Here is a 23,073-nt window from a genome sequence, read left to right on the forward strand (position 1 = left end):
CTTTTCCGTGCGCCCCATCGGTGCTCTCGCGCCTGCCGGCGCGTATGTCTGCTGAGGGGCGTCGGCACTCTGGGGCAGCAAGGCGGCCAGCCGGAGCGGAGCACGGACGCGGCTGCGCAGGAATGACCACGCGATGCTCTCTGCGGCCGAACCACGCTCTCTCCAAGGACGTTTGTGTCCCGCGTCGGGCTCGGCTGAGGGGTGGAGCCCTGCCTGACGGCTCGCCTGGACGTGGAGGCTGAGGGGCGTGCCGGGGCGCCTTCATTCAAGATCTTCTCCCAGATTTCTCCCAGGAGGCTCCAGAAACCACTCAGGGGCCTGATCCGCTTTCACGGATCAGGCCCCTGACCTGGTGTTACAGCTGTCGGGGTGGCGGGATTTGAACCCACGACCTCTTCGTCCCGAACGAAGCGCGCTGCCAAGCTGCGCTACACCCCGATGTCGCTTTGAGCAGGCTACTTGCGTGGGCCGTGTTCGTGGCGACGTCGTTTACTTTAGCCCACCGGTGGCCGGAGACGAAATCCGGTTTTCGGGGGGTCGGTGGCGGCGCGGAACGGGGCGGATGTGGTCGAGGGCGACGAGGAGGAGGGCCAGTCCGTAGCAGGCGAGGCCCAGGACGGTGGCGTTGCCGAGGACCTCTACGTAGCCGTGCCGGGGTACGTCCAGGAAGGGGTACGGGTAGCGGGCCTGCGCGTTGGGAGACAGCAGCGCGCCCCGGGCGAGCGTGAAGGCCAGGTACGCGGCGGGCAGCACCAGCCAGGTGGCCGCGGTGTGGAGACGCAGTGGGCCCGGGCGCGTCAGCAGGAACCAGTCCAGTACGGCCATGACCGGGACCGCCGTGTGCAGGAGCTGGTTCGTGAGCGCGTGCCAGCCCGTCGACGTCTCGATGCCGCCCGTCATCGAGACGGCGCTCGAACCGTTCGCCAGGATCACGTGTTGGACCAGCCCCGCGCCCACCGCGTACAGCATCGTGCCGGCGGTGACGGACGGCGGCAGGGGGCGGCGGGCCGTCCACGCCCGCCAGGCCGAGGCCGTGAACACCGCGGCCACCACCACGCTGCTCAGGATCGTGAAGTGGCCCATGACCCGGGACGGGCTGCCCAGGACCAGCGCGAGCACCACACCCGCGGTCGCCGTCAGCGCGACGAGGAGGCGGAAGGCCGCGACCAGGGGGCGGCGGACGCGGGGGACCACCGCGTCCGCCGGGACGACGGGGACGATGGCGGCGGCGTTGGCGGCCACGCCTGGGAGGACGGGTATGTCCGGGATGTCTGCGGGCAGAGGGGCGGTCATTCCCTCACGTTAAGCGGGTCGGACAAAAGGGGCGAGGCGGGTTGAACCGGTCGGGCGGTGCGGCTTCAGCCCCACACGCCCCGGGTGCCCAACGCACCCCCATGACGCACCTCCGCGCGTCACCCTTCGTCCCGCCGCCCGACCCCCATCAACCGCCTCGGCCCCGGCAACCCCTCAGCGCCCTCAGCCCAGGAACCCGCTCGGGTCCCCTCAACCCCGCCCCACCAACGTGAGCAACGTAGCCTCCGGCGGGCACGCGAAGCGGACCGGTGTGTACCTGCTCGTTCCGCAGCCCGCCGACACGTGCATGTACGCCGTCAGGCCGGACTCCGTCTCCGTGTGCGTGGAGAGGCCCTTCACCCGGTCCGTGTCCAGGTCGCAGTTGGTGACGAGGGCGCCGTAGAAGGGGATGCACAGCTGGCCGCCGTGGGTGTGGCCGGCCAGGATCAGGGGATAGCCGTCCGCCGTGAAGGCGTCCAGCGCGCGCAGGTACGGGGCGTGCACGATGCCCATCGACAGGTCGGCCGAGTCGGACGGGCCACCCGCCACGCGCGCGTAGCGGTCGCGCTTGACGTGCGGGTCGTCGATCCCGGTCAGCTCGACCTCGAAGCCGTCGATCTTCAGCGAACCCCGGGCGTTCGTCAGGTTCAGCCAGCCCGCCGCGTCGAAGCCGTCGCGCAGCGCTTCCCACGGGTTGTGGACCACGCCGACCGCGGGCGCGTTGCCGTTGAGCCCGTGCTTGCCCTGGGCCTTCTCGAACAAGTAGCGGGCGGGGTTGCGGAGTGTGGGCCCGTAGTAGTCGTTCGAGCCGAAGACGTACGCCCCCGGGAACTCCATCAGCGGACCGAGGGCGTCCATCACCTCGGGCACGCCCTCCGGGTCGGACAGGTTGTCCCCGGTGTTGATGACGAAGTCGGGACGCAGCCCGGCCAGCGACCGCAGCCAGCGCTGCTTCTTGCGCTGGCCGCCCACCATGTGGATGTCGGAGACCTGGAGCACGCGCAGCGGTCGCATCCCGGGTGGCAGCACCGGGACCGTCACCCGCCGCAGACGGAAGGAGCGGGCTTCGAAACCCGCCGAGTAGAGCAGACCGGCGGCGCCAGCCGCCGCGATTCCCAGAGGTACTCCGTATCGCGCGCGCATGAACCCATCGTGTCAGACCCCACACACTCGTAAGACCATCGGAGGACCATCGACGGGTCGTCGAACGGGCGTCGGAGGGGCATTGAAGGGGGTGCCCCGAAATCCATGGGCAGCCGTCGCACCACACCTGCGACAATCACCCCATGACCACGCTCAAGTCGAAGCTGCAGGCAGACCTCAACGCCGCGATCAAGGAGCGCGACGAGCTCCGCTCCTCCACGCTCCGGCTGACCCTCGCCGCCATCCAGAAGGAGGAGGTCGCGGGTACGTCCAAGCGCGAGCTCTCCGACGACGAGGTGCAGAAGGTGATCGCCAAGGAGGCGAAGAAGCGCCGCGAGGCGGCCGAGGCCTTCGCGCAGGGCGGTCGCGCCGAGTCGGCCGAGCGCGAGAAGGCGGAGGGCGTGGTCCTCGCCGAGTACCTGCCCAAGCAGCTCTCCGACGACGAGCTCCAGCAGATCGTCACGCAGGCGGTCGAGGAGGCGAAGGCCGCCGGTGCCGAGGGCCCCCGCGCCATGGGCCAGGTCATGAAGATCGTGAACCCGAAGGTGGCGGGCCTGGCCGAGGGCGGCCGCGTCGCCGCGGTGGTCAAGAAGCTGCTCGCGGGCTGAGCTCCGGGGCCGCCGAGACGGCCCGGATCATCGCCGCACGCCGCACGCCGCACGCGCCATACGCCGATGGGGGCGCCCCTAGTCACTAGGGGCGCCCCCATCGGCGTACAACTACAGACCAAGGCCTACGGCAACCTGCCGAACCCCGGCCTACGGAAAGTTCCCACCGTTCCCGTTCCCCCCACCGTTGTCGTTCCCGCTGATCGTCCACTCCTCGGGGATCGAGATGGTCGGATTGGGGAACTGCGGGTTGCCGTTGCCGCCGTTGTTGCCGTCACCGTTCCCGCCGCCGTTACCGCCGTTGTCCCCGTTGTTGCCGTCCTGGTCGCCGTCGTCCTCGTCGCCGCGGCCGTCCTCTTCCTTGCCGATGTTGCTGGGCGGGATGGTGACGAGGTTGAACTGGGGCGCGTCCTTGCCCTCCAGGGCACCGGCCATCATGTCGCGCCAGATCGGTCCGGGGACCTTGCCACCGAAGACCTTCTCGTACGGGACACCGCCGATGGTGATGTTGGTCATTTTCCGCTTGTGGGCCGGGTCGCCGACCCAGACCGCACCGGCCATGTTCGGTGTGTAGCCCACGAACCAGGCCGCGTAACGCTCGTCCGTCGTACCGGTCTTGCCCGCGCTCGCCCGGCTGTCGAGGCCCGCTTCCGAACCCGTACCGTCCTCGACCACGCCCTTGAGGAGCGTGTTGATCGTGTCGGCGGTGTTCTCCGACATCGCGCGCGAGCACGTCGACTTCGGCACCGGCAGGGACTTCTTCTGGCCGCCGACGGTCTGGCGGATCGACTCGATGGCGATCGGCGAGCAGTACGTGCCCCGCGTGGCGAAGGTCGCGTACGCGCTCGCCATCGTCAGCGGGGACATCTCCTGCGTGCCCAGGGCGATCGACGGCGCCTGGTTCATCTTCTTGCCGTCGGCGCGCTCGACGCCCATCTTGCCCGCCATGTCGGTCACCGGGCAGATGCCGATGTCGCTGATCAGCTGGATGTAGTACGTGTTGACCGACTTCGCCGTCGCGTCCCGCATGTCGTACGGGCCGACCTCGGTCTCGTTCTCGTTGGCGACCGGGACGCCCTTCTCGTTCCAGGTCCTGCCGTCACAGGCCGAGACCGGACTCGGGTAGTCCATCTCGTACGGCGACGAGTACACCTGGTTCGCCGGCTTGCCGCCCTCCAGAGCGGCCGCGGCCACGATCGGCTTGAACGTCGAACCGGGCTGGTAGCCCGCGCCGCCGCCCATATTGCTGTCCACGGACAGGTTCATCTGCGTCTCGTTCTTGCCGAAGCCGTACGGACGCGACTGGCCCATCGCGAGGATCTTGCCGGTGCCGGGCTCGACGATGGTGGCGGCGGTCGCCACGTCGTCGCTCTTGTAGACGTGGTCCTTGATCGAGGCCTGCGCCGACTCCTGCGACTGCGGGTCGAGCGTCGTCCTGATCGTCAGGCCGCCCTGGTTCCAGATCTTGGCCCGGGCCTTCTGGGTCTTGCCGAAGACCGGGTCGTTCAGGAAGACCTCGCGGACGTAGTCACAGAAGAAGCCCGCGCCCTTGACCGCCGTGATGCAGCCGTTCTTGGGCTTGCTGACCTTCAGGCCGAGCGGCTTCTTCTTGGCCTTGTCGGCCTCCGCCCGGGAGATGTCGTGGACGTCGGCCATCCGCTGCAGCACGGTGTTGCGCCGCTTGACGGCCTCCTCCTCGTCGTTGACCGGGTCGTACCGGCTCGGCGACTGGACGATGCCGGCGAGCAGCGCGGCCTCCTCCAGCTTCAGGTCCTTGGCGGACTTGGAGAAGTAACGCTGGGCCGCGGCCTCGACGCCGTACGCCTGCTGGCCGAAGAACGTGATGTTCAGGTAGTTCTCGAGGATCTTCTTCTTGCCGAGCTCCTCCTCGACCTGGATCGCGAACTTCAGCTCGCGGACCTTCCGGCCGAGGGTCTGCTGGGTGGCCTGGGCGACCAGCGTCGCGTCGTCGCCGGCCTCCTCCACGAAGACGTTCTTCACGTACTGCTGCGTGAGCGTGGAGGCGCCCTCGGAGACGCCGCCGCTCTGCGCGTTCTTGTTGAGCGCCCGCAGGACGCCCTTGAGGTCGACCGCGCCGTGCTCGTAGAACCGCGCGTCCTCGATCGCGACGATCGCCTTCTGCATGTACGGCGAGATGTCCTTGAGGTCGACCACCGTGCGGTCACGTGAGTAGACCGTGGCGATCTGGCCGCCCTTGTTGTCCAGGATTGTCGTGCGCTGGCTCAGTGGTGGTCGCTTCAGATTGGTCGGGATCTCGTCGAACCCCTCGACCGAACCCTTGGCCGCGAGACCGAGCGCGCCGAACGCCGGCACGGCGATTCCGGCCATGACGGCTCCCGCGAGCACACTGACACCGAGGAACTTGGCGGCCTGCTGTGTTGACGACAGGCCCCCGCCCGAGCGCTTCTTTGGCATGAGGGCAGCCTACGTTCTCATTCGCCGGACACACGTCCAGGCCTTGGCCTAAGCTGCTCTCAACTGTCACAGCAGTAGGGCTACGTATCAATACGTCCGGCGACCCCGAATCGTTTCGGTCGGAACTCAACTTTTTTGTTGAGCACGTGCCCGAATCCGCCTCATGTGTCAGTTGGTGTCCGATGTGACGCAACTCAACTGCCCCGGTTTGCCGGGAAGGTCACGCATGTCGCCGGGTCACTCCGTTGGGTGATCTGTCGCGTACCCATAGTCCATTCGGGCCATTCAAGATTGGGCCCGAAGGGGCTGGTTGACTGTGCCCACCTTCCGTAACGTCCTCAACTGGCGGCGGTGAATATGCCGCTGCCGCCGTGGGGGAGCCTCGATTCGGGAGAGGACGGCGCCGGTATGGGCTGGGTAACCGACTGGAGTGCGCAGGCGGCCTGCCGCACTACCGATCCGGATGAACTGTTCGTTCAAGGAGCAGCGCAGAACAGGGCCAAGGCGGTGTGCACCGGGTGTCCGGTACGCACGGAGTGCCTGGCCGACGCGCTGGACAACCGCGTCGAGTTCGGCGTGTGGGGAGGAATGACGGAGCGGGAGCGCCGCGCACTGTTGCGCAGGCGGCCCACCGTCACCTCTTGGCGCAGGCTGCTCGAAACCGCGCGTACCGAGTACGAGCGAGGGGCGGGCATCCTGCCTCTCGACGAGGAAGAGGTGTACGAGAACTACGCGGCGGTGGGCTGACCGCCTCTCCGCACGCAACCGGGGTCCCATCGGCCCCGTATGCGTCAGGGGCCACGTGACGTACACGCGACCCCGCACGGCGTCGTATACGGCGTCCGCACGCAACTGGGGCCACCGCGGCCCCGAGAGGCTACGCAGCTCCGGCCGGCGAGGTACCGGCCGCGAGCCGCTCCCCGATGTTCCGCAGCCCTGCGAGGTCGTGCACATCGCCGGGCAGCGCGGCCACTTCGGCCACCGCCACCTCGGGGTGGCGTGCGGCGAAGCGGTCACGTGTGCGCTGCTCGCGGGAGAGCAGCTGCATGCGCTCGGCGTGCAGCCTCAACAGGCCTGCCGTGAGTTGTTCGACGGTGCGGTTGTCCGGGTCGTCCGTCCCGGCTCCTTCGGCGGTGGTCCGGTCCGCGGCGGGGGAGCCTGCGTCGGGCGCGGGAGCCTCGGGGACGGTGGTCTGGGTAGCGGGTGATTCTGAACTGCCGTACGTGTCGGGAGAGTTACGAAGTCCAGCTTTCCCGCCCGACTGATCCACAATGCGGGCCTCGTCAAGATTTTCCCCGGCGGCCGGATCGGCACCGGGTTCGACAGGACCGGTACCCGGCTCGGCGGGATCGGTACTCGGCTCGGCCGGACCCGCGGCGAGGTCGAGGGTCTCCGCCGCGGCCAGTGCCCGCTCCGCGGACAGCTGGGCCGCGCCGCTGCCGTGGACGCGGTTCAGCACGAGCCCGGCGAGCGGCATGTCCTCGGCGGCCAGCCGCTCCACGAAGTACGCCGCCTCGCGCAGCGCGTCCCGCTCCGGGGCCGCGACGACCAGGAACGCCGTCCCGGGTGCCTGGAGCAGCTTGTACGTGGCGTCCGCGCGGGTGCGGAACCCGCCGAAGGTGGTGTCCATCGCGGCCACGAACGTCTGGACGTCCTTGAGGAGCTGGCCGCCCAGCAGCTTGCCGAGGGTGCCGGTCATCATCGACATCCCGACGTTCAGGAACTTCATCCCGGCCCGGCCGCCCAGCTTCGCCGGAGCCGTCAGCAGCCGGATCAACTTGCCGTCCAGGAACGACCCCAGCCGCTTCGGGGCGTCCAGGAAGTCGAGCGCCGAGCGCGAGGGCGGGGTGTCGACGACGATGAGGTCCCACTCCTCGCGGGCCCGCAGCTGGCCCAGCTTCTCCATCGCCATGTACTCCTGCGTGCCCGCGAAGCCCGCCGAAAGCGACTGGTAGAAGGGGTTGTTGAGGATCGCGGCCGCCCGCTCGCGGTCCGCGTGCGCCTCGACGATCTCGTCGAAGGTGCGCTTCATGTCGAGCATCATCGCGTGCAGTTCGCCGTCCGCGGAGTCGTCGACGCCCTTCACCCGGCGCGGGGTGTTGTCCAGCGCGTCGATGCCCATCGACTGGGCGAGCCTGCGCGCCGGGTCGATGGTGAGGACGACCACCTTGCGGCCGCGCTCGGCGGCACGCAGCCCGAGAGCCGCCGCCGTGGTGGTCTTGCCGACGCCGCCCGAGCCGCAGCAGACCACGATGCGGGTCTTCGGGTCGTCGATCAGCGGATCGACGTCCAGGACGGCGGCGGCGTCTATGGCGCGGGCGGGGTCGTGCCCGTGCGCGCCCGGACGGGCGTGCTCGTGCGCGTGGGCCGTGTCGTGTGCGCGGGCCGGGTCCTGGCTCATGAGATCCCTTGCTGACGCAGTTCCTTGGCGAGTTCGTACAGGCCCCCGAGGTCCATTCCCTCGGCGAGCAGCGGGAGTTCGTGCAGCGGCAGGTCCAGGCCCTGGAGCACGGCCCGCTGGTCGCGCTCCAACGCGTGCCGCTCGGCGTACTCGTCGGCCTGGGTCAGCAGCGGATCCACCAGCCGCTCGGCGACCCCGCCGCGACGCGCGCCGCCGAGTCCGGCGGCGGACAGCGACTTGGCGATCGCCGTGCGCGGCGCCTCGCGGGTGAGCGCCAGATCGGTCTCGTCGAGGATCGAGGGCCGCACCATGTTCACGATGATCCGCCCCACCGGCAGCCGCGCGGCGCGCAGCTCGGCGATGCCGTCCGCGGTCTCCTGGACGGGCATCTCCTCCAGGAGCGTCACCATGTGCACGGCCGTCTCGGGCGACTTGAGCACCCGCATGACGGCCTGCGCCTGATTGTGTATCGGGCCGATCTTGGCGAGCCCCGCCACCTCGTCGTTCACGTTCAGGAAGCGGGTGATCCGGCCGGTCGGCGGCGCGTCCATCACCACGTAGTCGTACGCGAAGCGCCCGCGCTTGTCCTTGCGGCGCACGGCCTCGCAGGCCTTGCCCGTCAGGAGTACGTCCCTGAGGCCCGGCGCGACGGTGGTCGCGAAGTCGATGGCGCCGAGTTTCTTCAGCGCGCGTCCGGCGCTGCCGAGCTTGTAGAACATCTGGAGGTAGTCCAGAAGGGCCAGTTCGGGGTCGATGGCTAGAGCGAACACCTCCCCGCCACCTGGAGCGACGGCGATCTTCCGCTCCTCGTAGGGCAGTGCCTGCGCTTCGAATAGCTGCGCGATGCCCTGCCTGCCCTCGACCTCGACCAGAAGGGCACGTTTGCCCTCGGTCGCTAGGGCGAGCGCGAGTGCTGCGGCGACCGTGGTCTTGCCGGTACCGCCCTTGCCGCTGACGACCTGGAGCCTGCTCACGTCTTCGAGCCTAACCAGTCGGCCGCGGAAGTACGCAGGAGGCTGTGGACAAGCTGTGCGTGAGGTCCCGGGCCAGGCCCCCGACGAGGCCCGCTGAAGGGCGTGTGCGGCAGCGGATACAGTCGCCCTCATGACCAAGTGGGAATACTCAACCGTGCCGCTGCTCGTCCACGCCACGAAGCAGATTCTGGACACCTGGGGCGAGGACGGCTGGGAGCTCGTCCAGGTCGTGCCCGGGCCGAACAACCCCGAGCAGCTCGTCGCCTATCTGAAGCGCGAGAAGGCCGCATGAGCGCCGTCGAGGCGAAGCTGGCCGAGCTCGGACTGACCCTGCCGGACGTCGTTCCGCCGCTCGCCGCGTACCAGCCCGCGGTGCAGTCGGGTGTGTACGTGTACACGGCCGGCCAGCTCCCGATGGTGGACGGCAAGCTTCCGGTCACCGGCAAGGTGGGCGCGGAGGTCACTCCGGAGGAGGCCAAGGAGCTGGCCCGCACCTGTGCGCTGAACGCCCTCGCGGCGGTCAAGTCGGTCGTGGGTGACCTCGACCGCATCGCGCGCGTGGTGAAGGTCGTCGGCTTCGTCGCCTCGGCCTCCGACTTCACCGGCCAGCCCGCGGTGCTGAACGGCGCGAGCGAGCTGCTCGGCGAGGTCCTCGGCGAGAAGGGCGTGCACGCGCGCAGCGCGGTCGGCGTGGCCGTGCTCCCGCTGGACGCGCCCGTCGAGGTCGAGGTCCTGGTGGAGCTGACGCAGGCGTAGACGGATCGCCGCCGGGGCGTGCGTGTGCCCTTCGGCCGGCCGCGGTGCGAGCCGGGCCCTCGTGGCTCCGGGCGTGCGTCTGTTCCGCCTCCTCTGCCGCCGGGCCGGGCGCTCCGCTGTGGGGCGGGCGTTCCTCCGCGGTCGCACGCCGTCCCGCCGTGGCACGGACGGTGCTTCCTGGGCCCGGGCCTGCCGGTATGGCGTGGGCAGGCCTCCCGGGGAGGCGATCGTTGCCTCTCGAACATCAGCCCACTCCGGGATAGCCTCCGCCCATGGCGAATGGGCAGTGGTATCCCCCCGAGTGGCCCGAGAGAATCCGCGCGCTCGCGGAGGGCACGCTCACACCGGTCGCCCCCAGGCGGGCGGCCACCGTCATGCTGCTCAAGGACACCGACTCCACCCCCGTCGTGCACATGCTGCGCAGACGCGCCTCCATGGCCTTCGCCGGAGGCGCGTACGCGTATCCCGGCGGCGGTGTGGACCCCAGGGACGACGACCGGCAGATCCGCTGGGCGGGCCCCACGCGCGCGTGGTGGGCGTCCCGGCTCGGCGTCGACGAGACCACCGCCCAGGCGATCGTCTGCGCTGCGGTGCGCGAGACGTACGAGGAGGCGGGCGTCCTGCTCGCCGGGCCCACCGAGGACACCGTGGTCGGCGACACCACGGGCGAGGAGTGGGAGGCGGACCGCGCGGCCCTGGTCGCCCGTGACCTGTCCTTCGCGGAGTTCCTGGAGCGCCGGGGGCTCGTCCTGCGCTCCGACCTCCTCGGCGCCTGGACCCGCTGGATCACCCCGGAGTTCGAGCCCCGCCGCTACGACACCTGGTTCTTCGTGGCCGCGCTCCCGGAGGGCCAGCGCACCCGCAACGCCTCCACGGAGGCCGACCGCACCGTCTGGATCCGCCCCGCGGACGCGCGGGACGGCTACGACAAGGGCGACCTCCTGATGATGCCGCCCACCATCGCGACCCTGCGCCAGCTCGGCGCGTACGCCACCGCCGCCGAGGCCCTCGCCGCGGCACCGGGGCGCGACATGACGCCCGTCCTGGCCCAGGCCCGGCTGGAGGGCGGCGAGCTGGTCCTCAGCTGGCCGGGCCACGACGAGTTCACCAAGCACATCCCGACCGGTGGAGCCTCCGCATGACCGACGCCGCCGCCCTTCCCGGCCAGCCACGGGGCGGGGTGCTCTCCGGCCCCGCCACCGCGCGTGCCGTCAACGTCCTGGCGCCCAACGCGTCCGCGATGACCCTGGACGGCACGAACACCTGGATCGTCGCCGAGCCGGACTCCGAGCTGGCGGTGGTGATCGACCCGGGGCCCCTGGACGACGTACACCTTCGGAACGTCGTCGACACCGCCGAGAAGGCCGGCAAGCGGGTCGCGCTGACCCTGTTGACGCACGGGCACCCGGACCACGCGGAGGGCGCGGCGCGGTTCGCGGAACTGACCGGCACGAAGGTGCGGGCGCTCGACCCGGCGCTGCGGCTCGGTGACGAGGGCCTGGCGGCCGGGAACGTCGTCACCACGGGCGGCCTGGAACTGCGCGTCGTGTCCACGCCCGGCCACACCGCCGACTCGCTCTGCTTCCATCTGCCCGCCGACCGGGCCGTCCTGACCGGCGACACGATCCTGGGCCGGGGCACCACGGTCGTCGCGCACCCCGACGGGCGTCTGGGCGACTATCTGGACTCCCTGCGGCGCCTCAGGTCCCTGACGGTCGACGACGGCGTGCACACGGTCCTGCCGGGCCACGGGCCCGTCCTGGAGGACGCCCAGGGAGCCGTCGAGTTCTATCTCGCCCACCGCGCCCACCGCCTCGCCCAGGTCGAGACGGCGGTCGAGGACGGCTACACGAGCCCGTCCCAGGTCGTCGCCCACGTCTACGCCGACGTCGACCGCTCCCTGTGGCCAGCGGCGGAGCTGTCGGTGCTGGCGCAGCTGGACTATCTACGGGAGCACGGGCTCATCGGGGAGGCCTGAGAAGCCGGAAACGGCCCTCCTAGGGCACGGTTCGAAAACGCCCTCCCTAGGGGCGCGGTTTCTTGATGCCGTGCACGCGCGCGTACTCCTCGGCGAGCCACGGACCGAGATCGTCGACGTACGACCGCAAGGCAGCGGCATCGCCCCTCGGCTCGTACCCGAGGGCGGCCGCCTCCCGCAGTTGCGCCGCCCGCTCCGGGTAGTATGCGCCGAACGCCTCGGCCATCTCCGCCAGATCGCTCGTCCAGCCGTTCCAGCGGGGCATGACGAGGGTGAAGCCGGTGCGGACGAGATGACGTGACATGTGGCGCGCGAGGGGCCGCAGAGCCTCCTCCGAGTCGCCGGCCTCGGCGATCCGCTCACGCCACCGGGCGAGGAACAGCGTGAGGTCGCCGTTCGTCTCGCGGGCGAGGAGAGAGTCGGGCCGGTAGCGCGGCAGGTCCTCGGCGAGGTCCTCGCCCAGCAGTGGCGTACAGAGGCAGGCGACGAACCAGCCGAGATCGTGCCTCTCCAGGTCGCTCAGCACCTGCGCCCGGCCGACCAGCAGCGTCCCCGACCCGTCGATCTGCGGGAACTCCTTGTCGAGCGCCTCGTCGAGCGAGCGGGCGTCCGTACGGTCCGCGTCCGTGGGCTCCTCGCGCAGGGCGAGCAGCAGGTCGAGGTCGGAGCGGCCCACGCGCGCGGTGCCGCGCGGAATCGACCCGTACAGGTACGCGCTGTGCAGCCGCGCCCCGAAGACGTCCAGCACCCGGTCGCGGGCCGTGGCCACCACGGGCCGGAACGCGCGCGGGATCAGCCCCAGAGATCCCTCGCGTTCGATGTATCCCCGGGCGTCGAGCCCCTTGTTCGGCATGGGAACACTCTGCCTGGGCTGGGCCGCGGGTTCATGTCATTTCCAGCGGAACACGCGCGGCGGGCGGACGGAACGTGCCTCCGCGCGGACCGCGGCGACGCAGTCCCCGGCCGCGGCACCACCCGATGGGTCCCGTCCCGCGACGACAAGAAGGGCCCCACCGTGTGGCAGGGCCCTTCTTGAGAAGACGTAACGGCTGCGGTTAGCGCGAGCGCTTCGCGAGGCGCTCCACGTCCAGCAGGATGACCGCGCGGGCCTCCAGGCGGAGCCAGCCGCGGCCCGCGAAGTCGGCGAGCGCCTTGTTGACCGTCTCTCGGGAGGCGCCGACGAGCTGGGCCAGCTCCTCCTGGGTCAGGTCGTGCACGACGTGGATGCCCTCCTCGGACTGCACGCCGAAGCGGCGCGAGAGGTCCAGGAGCGCTCGGGCCACTCGGCCCGGCACGTCGGAGAAGACCAGGTCGGACATCTGGTCGTTGGTCTTGCGCAGACGCCGGGCGACGGCACGCAGCAGGGCGGCGGCCACCTCGGGCCGCGCGTTCAGCCAGGGCTGGAGGTCGCCGTGGCCGAGGCCGAGCAGCTTGACCTCGGTCAGCGCGGAGGCGGTCGCCGTGCGCGGGCCCGGGTCGAACAGCGACAGCTCGCCGATGAGCTCGCCGGGGCCGAGGACCGCCAGCATGTTCTCGCGGCCGTCGGGGGATGTGCGGTGGAGCTTCACCTTGCCCTCGGTGACCACGTACAGGCGGTCTCCGGGGTCGCCCTCGTGAAAGAGCGCGTCTCCGCGCGCGAGGGTCACCTCACTCATGGAGGCGCGGAGCTCCGCGGCCTGCTCGTCATCGAGCGCCGCGAAGAGCGGGGCGCGCCGCAGAACGTCGTCCACGAGTTCTCTCCTTGTCGACCTGCTCAGGGGATCTTGCTCCCCCGTGTGCCGGGGACCGTGTTCCCCATTTTGCCGGACGGTCCAAACAGTGTGATCAGTCACAAGTCTGCCGTACAGGTGTGTCCCACAGTGCGGCAGGGGGCCAATTGGGGGCCGATCTCCGAGGGCCGGGGCGGATGTCACTGGTGGGCTTTAGGCTGGCCGGGTGTCCAAATCGCCGGTGAGAGCACAGGCCAAGGGGGCTGGACGGGTGGTTGCACGTCGCGATTCCGCTGTGGGCGAACAGGACCCCGACGGAGCGAAGAAAACGACAAAAGCGGCAGGGGGCGGGCCGGCCAAGCGGTCGGCCGGAGCCGCCGGGAAGGCCGCGGGGGTCGCGGCCTCGGAGATGGCCGCGACCGCGAAGAAGGCTGCCGCCGTCAAGAGAGCCGCATCCGCCAGGAAGGCCGCCGCCCCGAGCCGGAAGACCGCTGCCGCGAGCAAGAAGGCGGCCGCCTCGAAGGGGGCCGCCTCGAAGGGGGCCGCCAAGAAGACCGCACCGGCGAAGGCGGTGGCCAAGAAGAGCTCGCCCGCGAAGGCGGCCGGCAGGAAGTCCACGCCTGCCGAAAAGCTCGCGCCCGCCAAGAAACCCGTACCCGCGAAGAAAGCCGTGCCCGCCGCAGTGACCCCCGCCAAACGCGCCCCCGCAAAAGCCACGCCCGCCAAAGCAGCCAAAGCGGTACCCGCCAAAGCCACCCCCACCAAAGCCACCCCCACCAAAGTCGCCCCCGCCAAGCCTCCCCGGAACGAGTCGCACACGGCTCTCGTCCGGCGGGCGCGGCGTATCAACCGTGAGCTCGCCGAGGTGTACCCGTACGCACACCCGGAGCTGGACTTCGAGAACCCCTTCCAACTGGTGGTCGCCACGGTCCTGTCGGCGCAGACGACGGACCTGAGGGTGAACCAGACGACGCCGGCCCTCTTCGGGAAGTACCCCACGCCCGAGGACCTGGCCGGGGCGAACCCGGAGGAGGTCGAGGAGATCCTCCGGCCGACCGGGTTCTTCCGGGCCAAGACCAAGTCGGTGATAGGGCTCTCCAGGGCCCTGCGGGACGACTTCGGGGGCGAGGTCCCCGGCCGCCTCGAAGACCTCGTCAAACTGCCCGGCGTGGGCCGCAAGACCGCCTTCGTGGTCCTCGGCAACGCCTTCGGCCGCCCCGGCATCACCGTGGACACCCACTTCCAGCGGCTCGTACGACGCTGGCAGTGGACCGACCGGACGGAGCCCGACAAGATCGAGGCGGCCATCGGCGGGCTCTTCCCGAAGAGCGAGTGGACGATGCTCTCGCACCACGTGATCTTCCACGGCCGCCGTATCTGCCACGCCCGCAAGCCCGCCTGCGGTGCCTGCCCGATCGCCCCGCTCTGCCCGGCGTACGGAGAGGGTGAGACGGACCCGGAGAAGGCCCAGAAGCTTCTGAAGTACGAGAAGGGCGGCTTCCCGGGCCAGCGCCTCAACCCTCCGCAGTCGTACCTCGACGCGGGCGGCATCCCCGCACCCCCGCTGGGAGCGACCATGCCAAGCGCCTCCGCGCCCAGCGCACCCGAGTCCGCCGCCTCCGCCCCCGGCGCACCCTCCTCCGCAGCCCCCGCGCCCGGTTCACCCGTGCGGGAGGTCGGATGACGGAACGATCTGTGGACCCGCGGGCGTTGAGAGCAGCAGAACGGGGGTGGCGATGACGCGCGCGAGTCGTACGCACGACATGCAGGACGGCGATCTGGTCCTGACCAAGGACGGCCTGCCGGGCTGGCTGGACCCGGTGGTGCGGGCCGTGGAGACGGTCGAGCCGCTCCAACTGAGCCGCTTCCTGCCGCCGGAGGACGGTGGCGGGCGCCAGTCGGCCGTGCTGATCCTGTTCGGTGAGGGCGAGTCCGGCCCCGAACTGCTGCTCATGGAGCGCGCGAGTTCGCTCAGGTCGCATGCCGGGCAGCCGTCCTTCCCCGGCGGCGCCCTCGACCCCGAGGACGGCGACCCGAAGGCCGACGGGCCGCTGCGGGCCGCTCTCCGCGAGGCCGAGGAGGAGACCGGGCTCGACCCCAGCGGTGTCCAGCTCTTCGGCGTGCTCCCGAAGCTCTACATCCCGGTGAGCGGCTTCGTGGTCACCCCGGTGCTCGGCTGGTGGCGCGAGCCGACACCGGTCGGCGTGGTCGATCCGGCGGAGACGGCCCGCGTCTTCACGGTCCCCGTGGCGGATCTCACGGACCCCGGCAACCGCGCGACGGCCGTGCACCCGCGCGGCCACGCAGGTCCGGCATTCCTGGTCGAATCCGCCCTGGTCTGGGGCTTCACGGCCGGAATCATCGACCGCCTCCTGCACTACGCGGGCTGGGAACGACCTTGGGACCGCGACAAGCAGGTCCCGCTCGACTGGCGCGCATGACAGGGTGGCACCCGTGCTGTGTCTTCCCGGGGGCCGTGACATGAGCGGCTGCGCCGGGTGTCCCCGGACCCCCGGCCGAGGCACGGCCACCGCAAAGTGATGAGGCGAGGCTTGAAGCAGTGAACGTGCTGGACATCCTGTTGCTGGTCGCCGCCGTGTGGTTCGCGATCGTGGGCTATCGCCAGGGGTTCGTCGTAGGCATCCTGTCGGTGATCGGATTCCTGGGCGGCGGTCTCGTCGCGGTCTACCTCCTGCCGGTCATCTGGGGCGCGGTGACGGACGACGCGGAGGTCGGCACGACCGCGGCCGTCGTCGCCGTGGTCGTCGTGATCGTCTGCGCCTCGGTCGGCCAGGCCCTCACCACCCATCTCGGCAACAAACTGCGCCGGTACATCACCTGGTCCCCGGCCCGCGCCCTGGACGCCACGGGCGGCGCCCTCGTCAACGTCGTGGCGATGCTCCTCGTCGCCTGGCTGATCGGCTCGGCCCTGGCCGGTACGACACTGCCGACGCTCGGCAAGGAGGTCCGCGGCTCCAAGGTGATGCTCGGCGTGGACCGGGCTCTGCCCAACCAGGCCGACACCTGGTTCGCCGACTTCTCCTCGGTCCTCGCGCAGAACGGCTTCCCGCAGGTCTTCAGCCCGTTCTCGAACGAGCCGATCAACGAGGTGGATCCCCCCGACCCGGCCCTCGCGAGCAGCCCGGTCGCCGCACGCGCCCAGCGCTCCATCGTCAAGGTCACCGGCACCGCCCAGAGCTGCGGCAAGGTCCTCGAAGGCACCGGCTTCGTCTTCGGCCCGCGCCGCGTGATGACCAACGCCCATGTGGTGGGCGGCGTGAACGAGCCGTACGTCCAGATAGGCGGCGAGGGCAAGCGGTACGCAGCGAAGGTCGTGCTCTACGACTGGGAGCGCGACATCGCCGTACTCGACGTGCCCGATCTGAACGCGCCCGCCCTGAAGTTCACCACCGAGGAAGCGACCAGGGGGGACGACGCGATCGTCGCGGGCTTCCCGGAGAACGGCTCGTACACGGTCAACCCGGCGCGGGTGCGCGGCCCCATCACGGCCAACGGCCCGGACATCTACCACCGGGGCACCGTGCAGCGGAAGGTCTACTCCGTGTTCGCGACCGTGCGCCAGGGCAACTCCGGCGGCCCGCTGCTCACCGCGAAGGGCGAGGTGTACGGCGTGGTGTTCGCGAAGTCCCTCGACGACGAGAACACGGGGTACGCGCTGACCGTGGACGAGGTCCAGGAGGACATCACCAAGGGTCGTACCGCCAACCAGCAGGTGGGCAGCGACAGCTGCGCGCTGTAGTCCGGGGCGCGGAGGGGCTCGGCCGGCGGTAGTCACGCGGGCGAGGTCCGAGTGTTCCGGCCGCGCGCGTCCTCAGTCGCGCGGGTGACGCAGGCGCGCCGAGACCCAGCGGGCACGGCGCTTCAGAATGTGCGGGATTCCCAGCCGAGGATCCGTGCCCTGCAGCTGCGGGGCTCCCCTCTGGTGGGAGCTCAGGCCACTGGCCGAGCGGCGGTTTCGTGCTGCGTCACTGTAGTCGTGCGTCCAGCCCATACCCCGACGTCTGCCCCTGCCCCAAGGTCGATAACCGCCCCCACGCCCCCCAATCGGCCTATGCGTCGGGCAATTGGCCGTTCGTAGAACAGGCGTTCCCGAGACGGGTGTGGCGTGTGGTGCCAGTGCCTCGCCGAACGGCCCCCGACCTGCGGCGCGATGCCCTCAGCGGTCCGGCTCGGGGTCCTTCAGCCAGTTCACCAATTCGGTGGAGAAGGCCACGGGATCCTCCTCGTGGGGAAAGTGTCCGAGCCCGTCGAACAGGCGCCAGCGGTACGGCGCTTCGACGTACTCCCCGGACCCCGCGGCACTCCGCGTGCGCATCACCGGATCGAGCGAGCCGTGCAGATGCAGCGTCGGCACCCGCACCGGCCGCTTCATCCGGCGGTTGAACTGGATACCGTCCGGACGGGCCATCGAGCGGACCATCCACCGGTAGGGCTCAAGCGAGCAGTGCGCCGTCGACGGGATCAGCATCGCCCGCCGGTACGCCTCCACGGCCTCGTCGTCCGGCAACCGCGGCCCTGACCAGTCCCGGATGAGTTCGCCGACCAGGGCCCCCTCGTCGGCGAGCAGTTGGCGCTCGGGGATCCAGGGCCGCTGGAAGCCCCAGATGTAGGAGCCGGCCGCGGTCTGCTTCATGTCCGAGAGCATCGCGGAGCGCCAGCGCCGGGGGTGCGGCATCGAGGAGACCACGAGCCGGCGGACCAGCTTGGGCCGCATCACGGCCGCGGTCCACGCCAGATAGCCGCCGAGGTCGTGGCCGACCAGCGCGGCGTCGGGCTCACCGAGGGACCGTACGACGCCGGTGATGTCGAGGGCGAGGTTCGCGGGGTCGTAGCCGCGCGGGGTGCGGTCGCTGCCGCCGATGCCCCGCAGATCCATCGCGACCGCGCGGAAGCCCGCGTCGGAGAGCGCCACCAGCTGATGCCGCCAGGTCCACCAGAACTGCGGGAAGCCGTGCAGCAGCAGGACCAGCGGCCCGTCGCCCATCTCGGCGATGTGGAAGCGCGCGCCGTTGGCCGCGACATCCCGGTGGGTCACCTGTTTCCCGCCGGGAACGTCGAGCCGTACGACCGAGGTGGGTTGCGCCGAGGATGAGGCGGGATCCGTCATGAGGACGAGCGTGCCACAGCCTTGACGGTGTCACCGACCGGGTCGGCCGCGGTCACCTGACGGGGGTGCGGCTTCACGTTCTGCAGTACGGCCGCCGATTCCTTGACCGAGGCGGCCGTCTTCTGCGGTCCCTGGCCCTTCTTGGCCTTCTTCGCGAAGACCACGCCGATCAGCGCGAGGACGCCCGCGACCACCACGTTCGCGGCGAACGACAGCAGGAAGCAGACCGCCAGGTTCCAGTCGCTCCAGGTGCGGATGCCGTACGCCAGGGCGAAGCTCAGCATGGGCAGGGAGAAGATCAGTACCGCACCGGCGGCCGCGAACGCGCCGCCGCCCACCGCTCCGCGTTTGACGTCCCGCTTGAGCTGCGCCTTCGCCAGTGCGATCTCGTCGTGCACCAGCGCGGACATCTCGGTCGTCGCCGAGGCGAACAGCTGGCCGATGCTGCGTTCGGCGCCGACCGGGCTGCCGTCGGGTGCGCTCATCGCGTTCTCCCTGTTGTCTTGTCGCCGTTGTCTGTGCTGTCCGGCGGTCTGTCGTCGTGGAGCTGTGCGCGTTTTGGGTACGTCTGGACCGTACGTGCCGGACCGGGCGTATCGGAACGTGCGTAACGGACCGTGCGTGTCAGATCATGCCGGACCGTCGTTCTCCTCGCTTGCCCCGCCCGTCACTTCGGCAAGCCTCCGGTGCTCGGCGGCCTTGCGCTCGTGGATCTCGGCCATCCGCAGGTGGTAGGCGGGGTTGTCCTGTTCGTAGATGTCGGGGATGCCGTCGAGGTCTTCGTCGCGCTCCTCGTCCTCCCACAGCCTGCGGTACTTGGCGTTGCGTATCTTCAGCAGGACGCACGACAGGACGGCCGCGATCAGGGAGCCCAGCAGGACGGCGGCCTTGACCTCGTCGGTGAGCGCCTTGTCGCCCGCGAAGGCGAGTTCCCCGATGAGCAGCGAGACGGTGAAGCCGATGCCTGCGAGCGAGGACACCGCGAAGACGTCGGGCCAGGCCAGGTCGTCGGAGAGCGAGGCCCTGGTGAAGCGGGCCGTCAGCCAGGTGCCGCCGAAGATGCCGACCGCCTTGCCGACGACCAGACCGAGCACGACACCGAGGGTCTCCGGCCGGGTGAACACATCGCCGAGCGCGCCGCCGGACACCGCGACCCCGGCGCTGAACAGCGCGAACAGCGGTACGGCGAGGCCCGCCGACAGGGGGCGTACGAGATGCTCGATGCGCTCGCCGGGCGAACGCTGCTCGCCTTCGTCCTTGTGGGTGGTGCAGCGCAGCATCAGACCCATCGCGACACCGGCGACCGTGGCGTGGATGCCGCTGTTGTACATCAGCCCCCAGATCACCAGGGCGAGCGGCACGTACACGTACCAGCCGCGTACGCCCCCGCGCAGCAGCAGCCAGAAGACGACGAGGCCGACGACGGCGCCGCCGAGCGCCGCGAAGTTCAGGTCCTCGGTGAAGAACACCGCGATGATCAGGATCGCGAAGAGGTCGTCGACGACGGCGAGCGTGAGCAGGAAGGCACGCAGGGCGCTCGGCAGCGACGTACCGATGACGGCGAGGACGGCGAGCGCGAAGGCGATGTCGGTCGCGGTCGGTACGGCCCAGCCGTCGAGCGAGCCGCCGCCGGTGACGTTGACCAGGGTGTAGACGAGCGCGGGCACGGCCATGCCGCACAGCGCGGCGACGACCGGGAGCGCGGCGGCCCGCGGGTCCCTGAGGTCACCGGCGACCAGCTCGCGCTTGAGCTCGATACCGGCGACGAAGAAGAAGACCGCGAGGAGGCCGTCGGCGGCCCAGTGCTCGATGGAGAGGTCCAGGCCGAGTGCGGCGGGTCCGACGTGGAACTCCCTGACCGACTCGTAGCTCTCCCGGATCGGGGTGTTCGCCCAGATCAGCGCGGCGATCGCGGCGGCGAGCAGGAGGACGCCGCCGACCGTCTCGGTGCGCAGCGCGTCCGCGACGAAGGTCCGCTCGGGCAGGGAGAGCCGTCCGAGGACCTTGTGGTTCTTGCCGGGCGCGGGCACGAGATCGACCTCCGGTCGGTAGGCATCACTGAGCACTTGCCGACCAGACTTCCCGGCGCACCTTTTGAGATCTCTGGGATCTCTGGGTTCTCTTTGTCGCGTTTCTCTTGTCGCGTTGTTTACGCGCTCCTCAGCCTACCCAAGATGCGGCCGGACCCATCCGGTGATCATCAGGCTAGACGCGGGAGGGGCACCCGGCGCAGGACGCGCCGGGTGCCCCTCTTCGAGCCGTACGTCAGCCCGTACGTCAGTCCTCGCTGGGCGCCGCCGGGAGCTTCGACTGGATGAGGTCCATCACCGTGGAGTCGGTGAGCGTGGTGACGTCACCGAGCTGACGGTTCTCCGCGACATCACGCAGCAGCCGGCGCATGATCTTGCCCGAACGGGTCTTGGGCAGCTCGGCCACCGGCAGGATCCGCTTCGGCTTGGCGATCGGGCCCAGCGCCTTCGAGACGTGGTCGCGCAGGTCGCCCACGAGGCTGTCGGTCTCCGACGCCGTACCGCGCAGGATCACGAAGGCCACGATCGCCTGGCCGGTCGTCTCGTCGGCCGCGCCCACGACCGCCGCCTCGGCGACCGACGGGTGCGAGACGAGCGCCGACTCGACCTCGGTGGTCGAGATGTTGTGCCCGGACACGAGCATCACGTCGTCCACCCGGCCGAGCAGCCAGATGTCGCCGTCGTCGTCCTTCTTGGCGCCGTCGCCCGCGAAGTACTTGCCCTCGAAGCGTGACCAGTACGTGTCGAGGAACCGCTGGTCGTCGCCCCAGATGGTGCGCAGCATCGACGGCCACGGCTCGGTGAGCACGAGGTAACCGCCACCGCCGTCGGGCACTTCGCGCGCCTCGTCGTCGACGACGGTCGCCGAGATCCCCGGCAGCGCGCGCTGCGCGGACCCCGGCTTGGTCTCGGTCACGCCCGGCAGCGGCGAGATCATCATCGCGCCGGTCTCGGTCTGCCACCAGGTGTCCACGATCGGCGTGCGGTCGCCGCCGATGTGCTTGCGGTACCAGATCCACGCCTCGGGGTTGATCGGCTCACCGACGGACCCCAGCACCCGCAGGCTGCTGAGATCGAACTTCGCGGGGATGTCGTCGCCCCACTTCATGAACGTACGGATGGCCGTCGGCGCCGTGTAGAGGATCGTCACGCCGTACTTCTGCACGATCTCCCAGAAGCGCCCCTGGTGCGGGGTGTCCGGCGTGCCCTCGTACATCACCTGTGTCGCGCCGTTCGCCAGCGGCCCGTACGTGATGTACGAGTGGCCGGTGACCCAGCCGATGTCGGCCGTGCACCAGTAGACGTCGGTCTCCGGCTTGAGGTCGAAGACGGCGTGGTGGGTGTACGCGGCCTGGGTGAGGTAGCCGCCGGAGGTGTGCAGGATGCCCTTCGGCTTACCCGTCGTCCCCGAGGTGTAGAGGATGAACAGCGGGTGCTCGGCGTCGAACGCCTCGGGGGTGTGCTCGGCGGACTGCCTGGCCGTGATCTCGTGCCACCAGACGTCACGGCCCTCGGTCCACGCGACGTCCTGGCCCGTACGGCGCACGACGAGCACCTTGTCCACGCCGTCGACCCGGGAGACCGCCTCGTCGACGGCCGGCTTGAGCGCGGAGGGCTTGCCTCGGCGGTAGCCGCCGTCGGAGGTGATGACCAGCTTGGCGTCGGCGTCCTGGATGCGGGTGGCGATGGCGTCGGCCGAGAAGCCGCCGAAGACCACGGAGTGCGCGGCGCCGATGCGGGCGCAGGCCAGCATCGAGACGACGGCCTCGGGGATCATCGGCAGGTAGATGGCGACCCGGTCGCCCTTCTCGACCCCGAGTTCCGTCAGGGCGTTCGCCGCGCGGGAGACCTCGTCCTTCAGCTCGGCGTAGGTGATGGCGCGGCCGTCACCCGGCTCGCCCTCGAAGTGGATGGCGACCCGGTCGCCGTTCCCCGCCTCGACGTGCCGGTCCACGCAGTTGTACGCGACGTTGAGCTTGCCGTCCTTGAACCACTTGGCGAACGGCGGGTTCGACCAGTCCAGCGTCTCGGTCGGCTCGGTGGCCCAGGTCAGCCGGCGGGCCTGCGCGGCCCAGAAGCCGAGCCTGTCAGCCTTGGCCTGCTCATACGCCTCCGCGGTGACGTTGGCGTTCGCGGCCAGGTCGGCGGGCGGCGCGAACCTGCGCTCTTCCTTCAGCAGGTTGGCCAGGCTTTCGTTGCTCACGACATCTCCCTTTCCCAGGGTGTCCGTTGTGTCCCAGGCCACAGCTCATCAGACGCGGACCCCTGGTGACAAGGGCCGTCCGGGAATTGGTTTAGACCTGTGGGCAGGATCATGTGTGCGTGCGGCTTCCCGCGGACACGGGGGGCCACACGTTCTCACGGACGGGGAAGGGCCGCGGTTCAGGCTCGCGGGCGGGAGGGGCCGGTGGCGGGGGTCCGGACGGCCCTGTGGGCGGGCGTCGAATGAACCCGCGGCGGGGCGCCGAACGGCCCCATGGCGGGGCGTCGAACGAACCCGTGGCAGGGTGCTGGACGGGCCTCCGGGAGTGGGGCCGCGGACCCTCGGGAGTGGCCTGCGGCTCCCAGGAGTGGCCTGCGGCTCCCGGGAGTGGCCCACGGACCGCCGGGAGTGGGC

21 protein-coding genes and 1 tRNA gene are annotated in these 23,073 nt (G+C 70.4%); 9 read left to right on the plus strand and 13 right to left on the minus strand.

Going from position 1 to position 23,073, the window contains the following annotated elements:
- Positions 1-364: 364 nt before the first annotated feature.
- The 3 genes from JEQ17_RS25580 to JEQ17_RS25590 all read right to left on the minus strand — a co-directional run bounded on the left by JEQ17_RS25580 (position 365) and on the right by JEQ17_RS25590 (position 2,436).
- Positions 365-438: transfer RNA gene (locus JEQ17_RS25580), tRNA-Pro, on the minus strand.
- A 51-nt stretch (positions 439-489) separates the two neighbouring features.
- Complete coding sequence (locus JEQ17_RS25585; RefSeq protein WP_200397392.1) at positions 490-1,293, minus strand: Pr6Pr family membrane protein; 804 nt, start codon at positions 1,291-1,293, stop codon at positions 490-492.
- Between the two features lie 210 nt (positions 1,294-1,503).
- Positions 1,504-2,436 carry a metallophosphoesterase gene (locus JEQ17_RS25590; RefSeq protein ID WP_200397393.1) on the minus strand — a complete coding sequence of 311 codons (933 nt, stop codon included), beginning with the start codon at positions 2,434-2,436 and terminating at the stop codon, positions 1,504-1,506.
- Between the two features lie 143 nt (positions 2,437-2,579).
- Here JEQ17_RS25590 and JEQ17_RS25595 point away from each other — a divergent pair, with 143 nt between their 5' ends.
- Positions 2,580-3,044: a GatB/YqeY domain-containing protein gene (locus JEQ17_RS25595; RefSeq protein ID WP_200397394.1), complete on the plus strand. Its 465-nt coding sequence runs from the start codon at positions 2,580-2,582 to the stop codon at positions 3,042-3,044.
- A gap of 150 nt (positions 3,045-3,194) precedes the next feature.
- Here the strand turns inward: JEQ17_RS25595 and JEQ17_RS25600 are convergent, their stop codons facing one another.
- Positions 3,195-5,480: a transglycosylase domain-containing protein gene (locus JEQ17_RS25600; RefSeq protein ID WP_200397395.1), complete on the minus strand. Its 2,286-nt coding sequence runs from the start codon at positions 5,478-5,480 to the stop codon at positions 3,195-3,197.
- 408 nt (positions 5,481-5,888) lie between these two features.
- On the opposite strand from JEQ17_RS25600, the gene wblA reads away from it, so the two are divergent.
- Entirely contained in the window at positions 5,889-6,227 is a 339-nt protein-coding gene (wblA, locus tag JEQ17_RS25605) for a transcriptional regulator WblA (RefSeq protein WP_055515737.1), read from the plus strand.
- A gap of 130 nt (positions 6,228-6,357) precedes the next feature.
- Here wblA and JEQ17_RS25610 read toward each other — a convergent pair whose 3' ends face one another.
- Together JEQ17_RS25610 and JEQ17_RS25615 are read right to left on the minus strand one after the other, a co-directional pair.
- Positions 6,358-7,881: an ArsA family ATPase gene (locus tag JEQ17_RS25610; protein WP_200397396.1), complete on the minus strand. Its 1,524-nt coding sequence runs from the start codon at positions 7,879-7,881 to the stop codon at positions 6,358-6,360.
- Positions 7,878-8,855, minus strand: a complete 978-nt coding sequence (locus JEQ17_RS25615) for an ArsA-related P-loop ATPase (RefSeq protein WP_200397397.1) — start codon at positions 8,853-8,855, stop codon at positions 7,878-7,880. The genes JEQ17_RS25610 and JEQ17_RS25615 overlap by 4 nt, the downstream gene beginning before the upstream one ends.
- A gap of 130 nt (positions 8,856-8,985) precedes the next feature.
- On the opposite strand from JEQ17_RS25615, the gene JEQ17_RS25620 reads away from it, so the two are divergent.
- From JEQ17_RS25620 to JEQ17_RS25635, 4 genes are all read left to right on the plus strand, one after another.
- On the plus strand, positions 8,986-9,147 hold the full coding sequence (locus tag JEQ17_RS25620; protein WP_107099910.1) for a DUF4177 domain-containing protein: 162 nt from the start codon (positions 8,986-8,988) through the stop codon (positions 9,145-9,147).
- Positions 9,144-9,611, plus strand: coding sequence for a RidA family protein (locus JEQ17_RS25625; RefSeq protein ID WP_200397398.1), 468 nt, complete (start codon positions 9,144-9,146; stop codon positions 9,609-9,611). The genes JEQ17_RS25620 and JEQ17_RS25625 overlap by 4 nt, the downstream gene beginning before the upstream one ends.
- A 272-nt stretch (positions 9,612-9,883) precedes the next feature.
- Positions 9,884-10,753 carry an NUDIX hydrolase gene (locus JEQ17_RS25630; RefSeq protein ID WP_055612643.1) on the plus strand — a complete coding sequence of 290 codons (870 nt, stop codon included), beginning with the start codon at positions 9,884-9,886 and terminating at the stop codon, positions 10,751-10,753.
- Positions 10,750-11,589, plus strand: coding sequence for an MBL fold metallo-hydrolase (locus JEQ17_RS25635; protein WP_200397399.1), 840 nt, complete (start codon positions 10,750-10,752; stop codon positions 11,587-11,589). Before JEQ17_RS25630 ends, JEQ17_RS25635 begins: the two co-directional genes overlap by 4 nt.
- A gap of 46 nt (positions 11,590-11,635) precedes the next feature.
- Here the strand turns inward: JEQ17_RS25635 and JEQ17_RS25640 are convergent, their stop codons facing one another.
- Positions 11,636-12,442: a nucleotidyltransferase domain-containing protein gene (locus JEQ17_RS25640; protein ID WP_200397400.1), complete on the minus strand. Its 807-nt coding sequence runs from the start codon at positions 12,440-12,442 to the stop codon at positions 11,636-11,638.
- Positions 12,443-12,644: 202 nt separating this feature from the next.
- Positions 12,645-13,319 (minus strand): Crp/Fnr family transcriptional regulator, encoded by a 675-nt coding sequence (locus JEQ17_RS25645; protein WP_016642758.1) that lies wholly within the window; start codon positions 13,317-13,319, stop codon positions 12,645-12,647.
- A gap of 388 nt (positions 13,320-13,707) precedes the next feature.
- On the opposite strand from JEQ17_RS25645, the gene nth reads away from it, so the two are divergent.
- From nth to JEQ17_RS25660, 3 genes are all read left to right on the plus strand, one after another.
- Entirely contained in the window at positions 13,708-14,982 is a 1,275-nt protein-coding gene (gene nth / locus JEQ17_RS25650) for an endonuclease III (RefSeq protein WP_200401714.1), read from the plus strand.
- Between the two features lie 52 nt (positions 14,983-15,034).
- Entirely contained in the window at positions 15,035-15,739 is a 705-nt protein-coding gene (locus JEQ17_RS25655) for an NUDIX hydrolase (protein ID WP_200397401.1), read from the plus strand.
- A 119-nt stretch (positions 15,740-15,858) separates the two neighbouring features.
- Positions 15,859-17,058: a MarP family serine protease gene (locus JEQ17_RS25660; RefSeq protein ID WP_200397402.1), complete on the plus strand. Its 1,200-nt coding sequence runs from the start codon at positions 15,859-15,861 to the stop codon at positions 17,056-17,058.
- A gap of 72 nt (positions 17,059-17,130) precedes the next feature.
- Here JEQ17_RS25660 and JEQ17_RS50165 read toward each other — a convergent pair whose 3' ends face one another.
- The 5 genes from JEQ17_RS50165 to acs all read right to left on the minus strand — a co-directional run bounded on the left by JEQ17_RS50165 (position 17,131) and on the right by acs (position 22,701).
- Complete coding sequence (locus JEQ17_RS50165) at positions 17,131-17,310, minus strand: hypothetical protein (RefSeq protein WP_079053496.1); 180 nt, start codon at positions 17,308-17,310, stop codon at positions 17,131-17,133.
- Positions 17,311-17,475: 165 nt separating this feature from the next.
- Entirely contained in the window at positions 17,476-18,426 is a 951-nt protein-coding gene (locus JEQ17_RS25665; protein ID WP_189843225.1) for an alpha/beta fold hydrolase, read from the minus strand.
- Entirely contained in the window at positions 18,423-18,911 is a 489-nt protein-coding gene (locus JEQ17_RS25670) for a phage holin family protein (RefSeq protein WP_200397403.1), read from the minus strand. Before JEQ17_RS25670 ends, JEQ17_RS25665 begins: the two co-directional genes overlap by 4 nt.
- A gap of 144 nt (positions 18,912-19,055) precedes the next feature.
- Positions 19,056-20,492 (minus strand): Na+/H+ antiporter NhaA, encoded by a 1,437-nt coding sequence (gene nhaA, locus JEQ17_RS25675; protein ID WP_407700082.1) that lies wholly within the window; start codon positions 20,490-20,492, stop codon positions 19,056-19,058.
- Positions 20,493-20,703: 211 nt separating this feature from the next.
- The gene (acs, locus tag JEQ17_RS25680) at positions 20,704-22,701 is read right to left on the minus strand and encodes an acetate--CoA ligase (protein WP_200397404.1); all 1,998 of its coding nucleotides are present in this window, start codon (positions 22,699-22,701) and stop codon (positions 20,704-20,706) included.
- Positions 22,702-23,073: the final 372 nt, after the last annotated feature.

The organism is Streptomyces liliifuscus, assembly GCF_016598615.1.
GTDB classification, from domain to species: Bacteria; Actinomycetota; Actinomycetes; order Streptomycetales; family Streptomycetaceae; genus Streptomyces; species Streptomyces liliifuscus.

What these genes read in the sequence shown, in the direction of transcription:
- JEQ17_RS25655 (WP_200397401.1), top strand. Translation starts at nt 15,035, where the DNA reads ATGACGCGCGCGAGTCGTACGCACGACATGCAGGACGGCGATCTGGTC.
- JEQ17_RS25670 (WP_200397403.1), bottom strand. Translation starts at nt 18,911, where the DNA reads ATGAGCGCACCCGACGGCAGCCCGGTCGGCGCCGAACGCAGCATCGGC.
- JEQ17_RS25585 (WP_200397392.1), bottom strand. Translation starts at nt 1,293, where the DNA reads ATGACCGCCCCTCTGCCCGCAGACATCCCGGACATACCCGTCCTCCCA.
- JEQ17_RS25625 (WP_200397398.1), top strand. Translation starts at nt 9,144, where the DNA reads ATGAGCGCCGTCGAGGCGAAGCTGGCCGAGCTCGGACTGACCCTGCCG.
- wblA (WP_055515737.1), top strand. Translation starts at nt 5,889, where the DNA reads ATGGGCTGGGTAACCGACTGGAGTGCGCAGGCGGCCTGCCGCACTACC.
- JEQ17_RS25635 (WP_200397399.1), top strand. Translation starts at nt 10,750, where the DNA reads ATGACCGACGCCGCCGCCCTTCCCGGCCAGCCACGGGGCGGGGTGCTC.
- nth (WP_200401714.1), top strand. Translation starts at nt 13,708, where the DNA reads ATGGCCGCGACCGCGAAGAAGGCTGCCGCCGTCAAGAGAGCCGCATCC.
- JEQ17_RS25620 (WP_107099910.1), top strand. Translation starts at nt 8,986, where the DNA reads ATGACCAAGTGGGAATACTCAACCGTGCCGCTGCTCGTCCACGCCACG.
- JEQ17_RS25600 (WP_200397395.1), bottom strand. Translation starts at nt 5,480, where the DNA reads ATGCCAAAGAAGCGCTCGGGCGGGGGCCTGTCGTCAACACAGCAGGCC.
- JEQ17_RS25630 (WP_055612643.1), top strand. Translation starts at nt 9,884, where the DNA reads ATGGCGAATGGGCAGTGGTATCCCCCCGAGTGGCCCGAGAGAATCCGC.
- JEQ17_RS25665 (WP_189843225.1), bottom strand. Translation starts at nt 18,426, where the DNA reads ATGACGGATCCCGCCTCATCCTCGGCGCAACCCACCTCGGTCGTACGG.
- JEQ17_RS25640 (WP_200397400.1), bottom strand. Translation starts at nt 12,442, where the DNA reads ATGCCGAACAAGGGGCTCGACGCCCGGGGATACATCGAACGCGAGGGA.
- JEQ17_RS50165 (WP_079053496.1), bottom strand. Translation starts at nt 17,310, where the DNA reads ATGGGCTGGACGCACGACTACAGTGACGCAGCACGAAACCGCCGCTCG.
- JEQ17_RS25595 (WP_200397394.1), top strand. Translation starts at nt 2,580, where the DNA reads ATGACCACGCTCAAGTCGAAGCTGCAGGCAGACCTCAACGCCGCGATC.
- JEQ17_RS25610 (WP_200397396.1), bottom strand. Translation starts at nt 7,881, where the DNA reads ATGAGCCAGGACCCGGCCCGCGCACACGACACGGCCCACGCGCACGAG.
- JEQ17_RS25590 (WP_200397393.1), bottom strand. Translation starts at nt 2,436, where the DNA reads ATGCGCGCGCGATACGGAGTACCTCTGGGAATCGCGGCGGCTGGCGCC.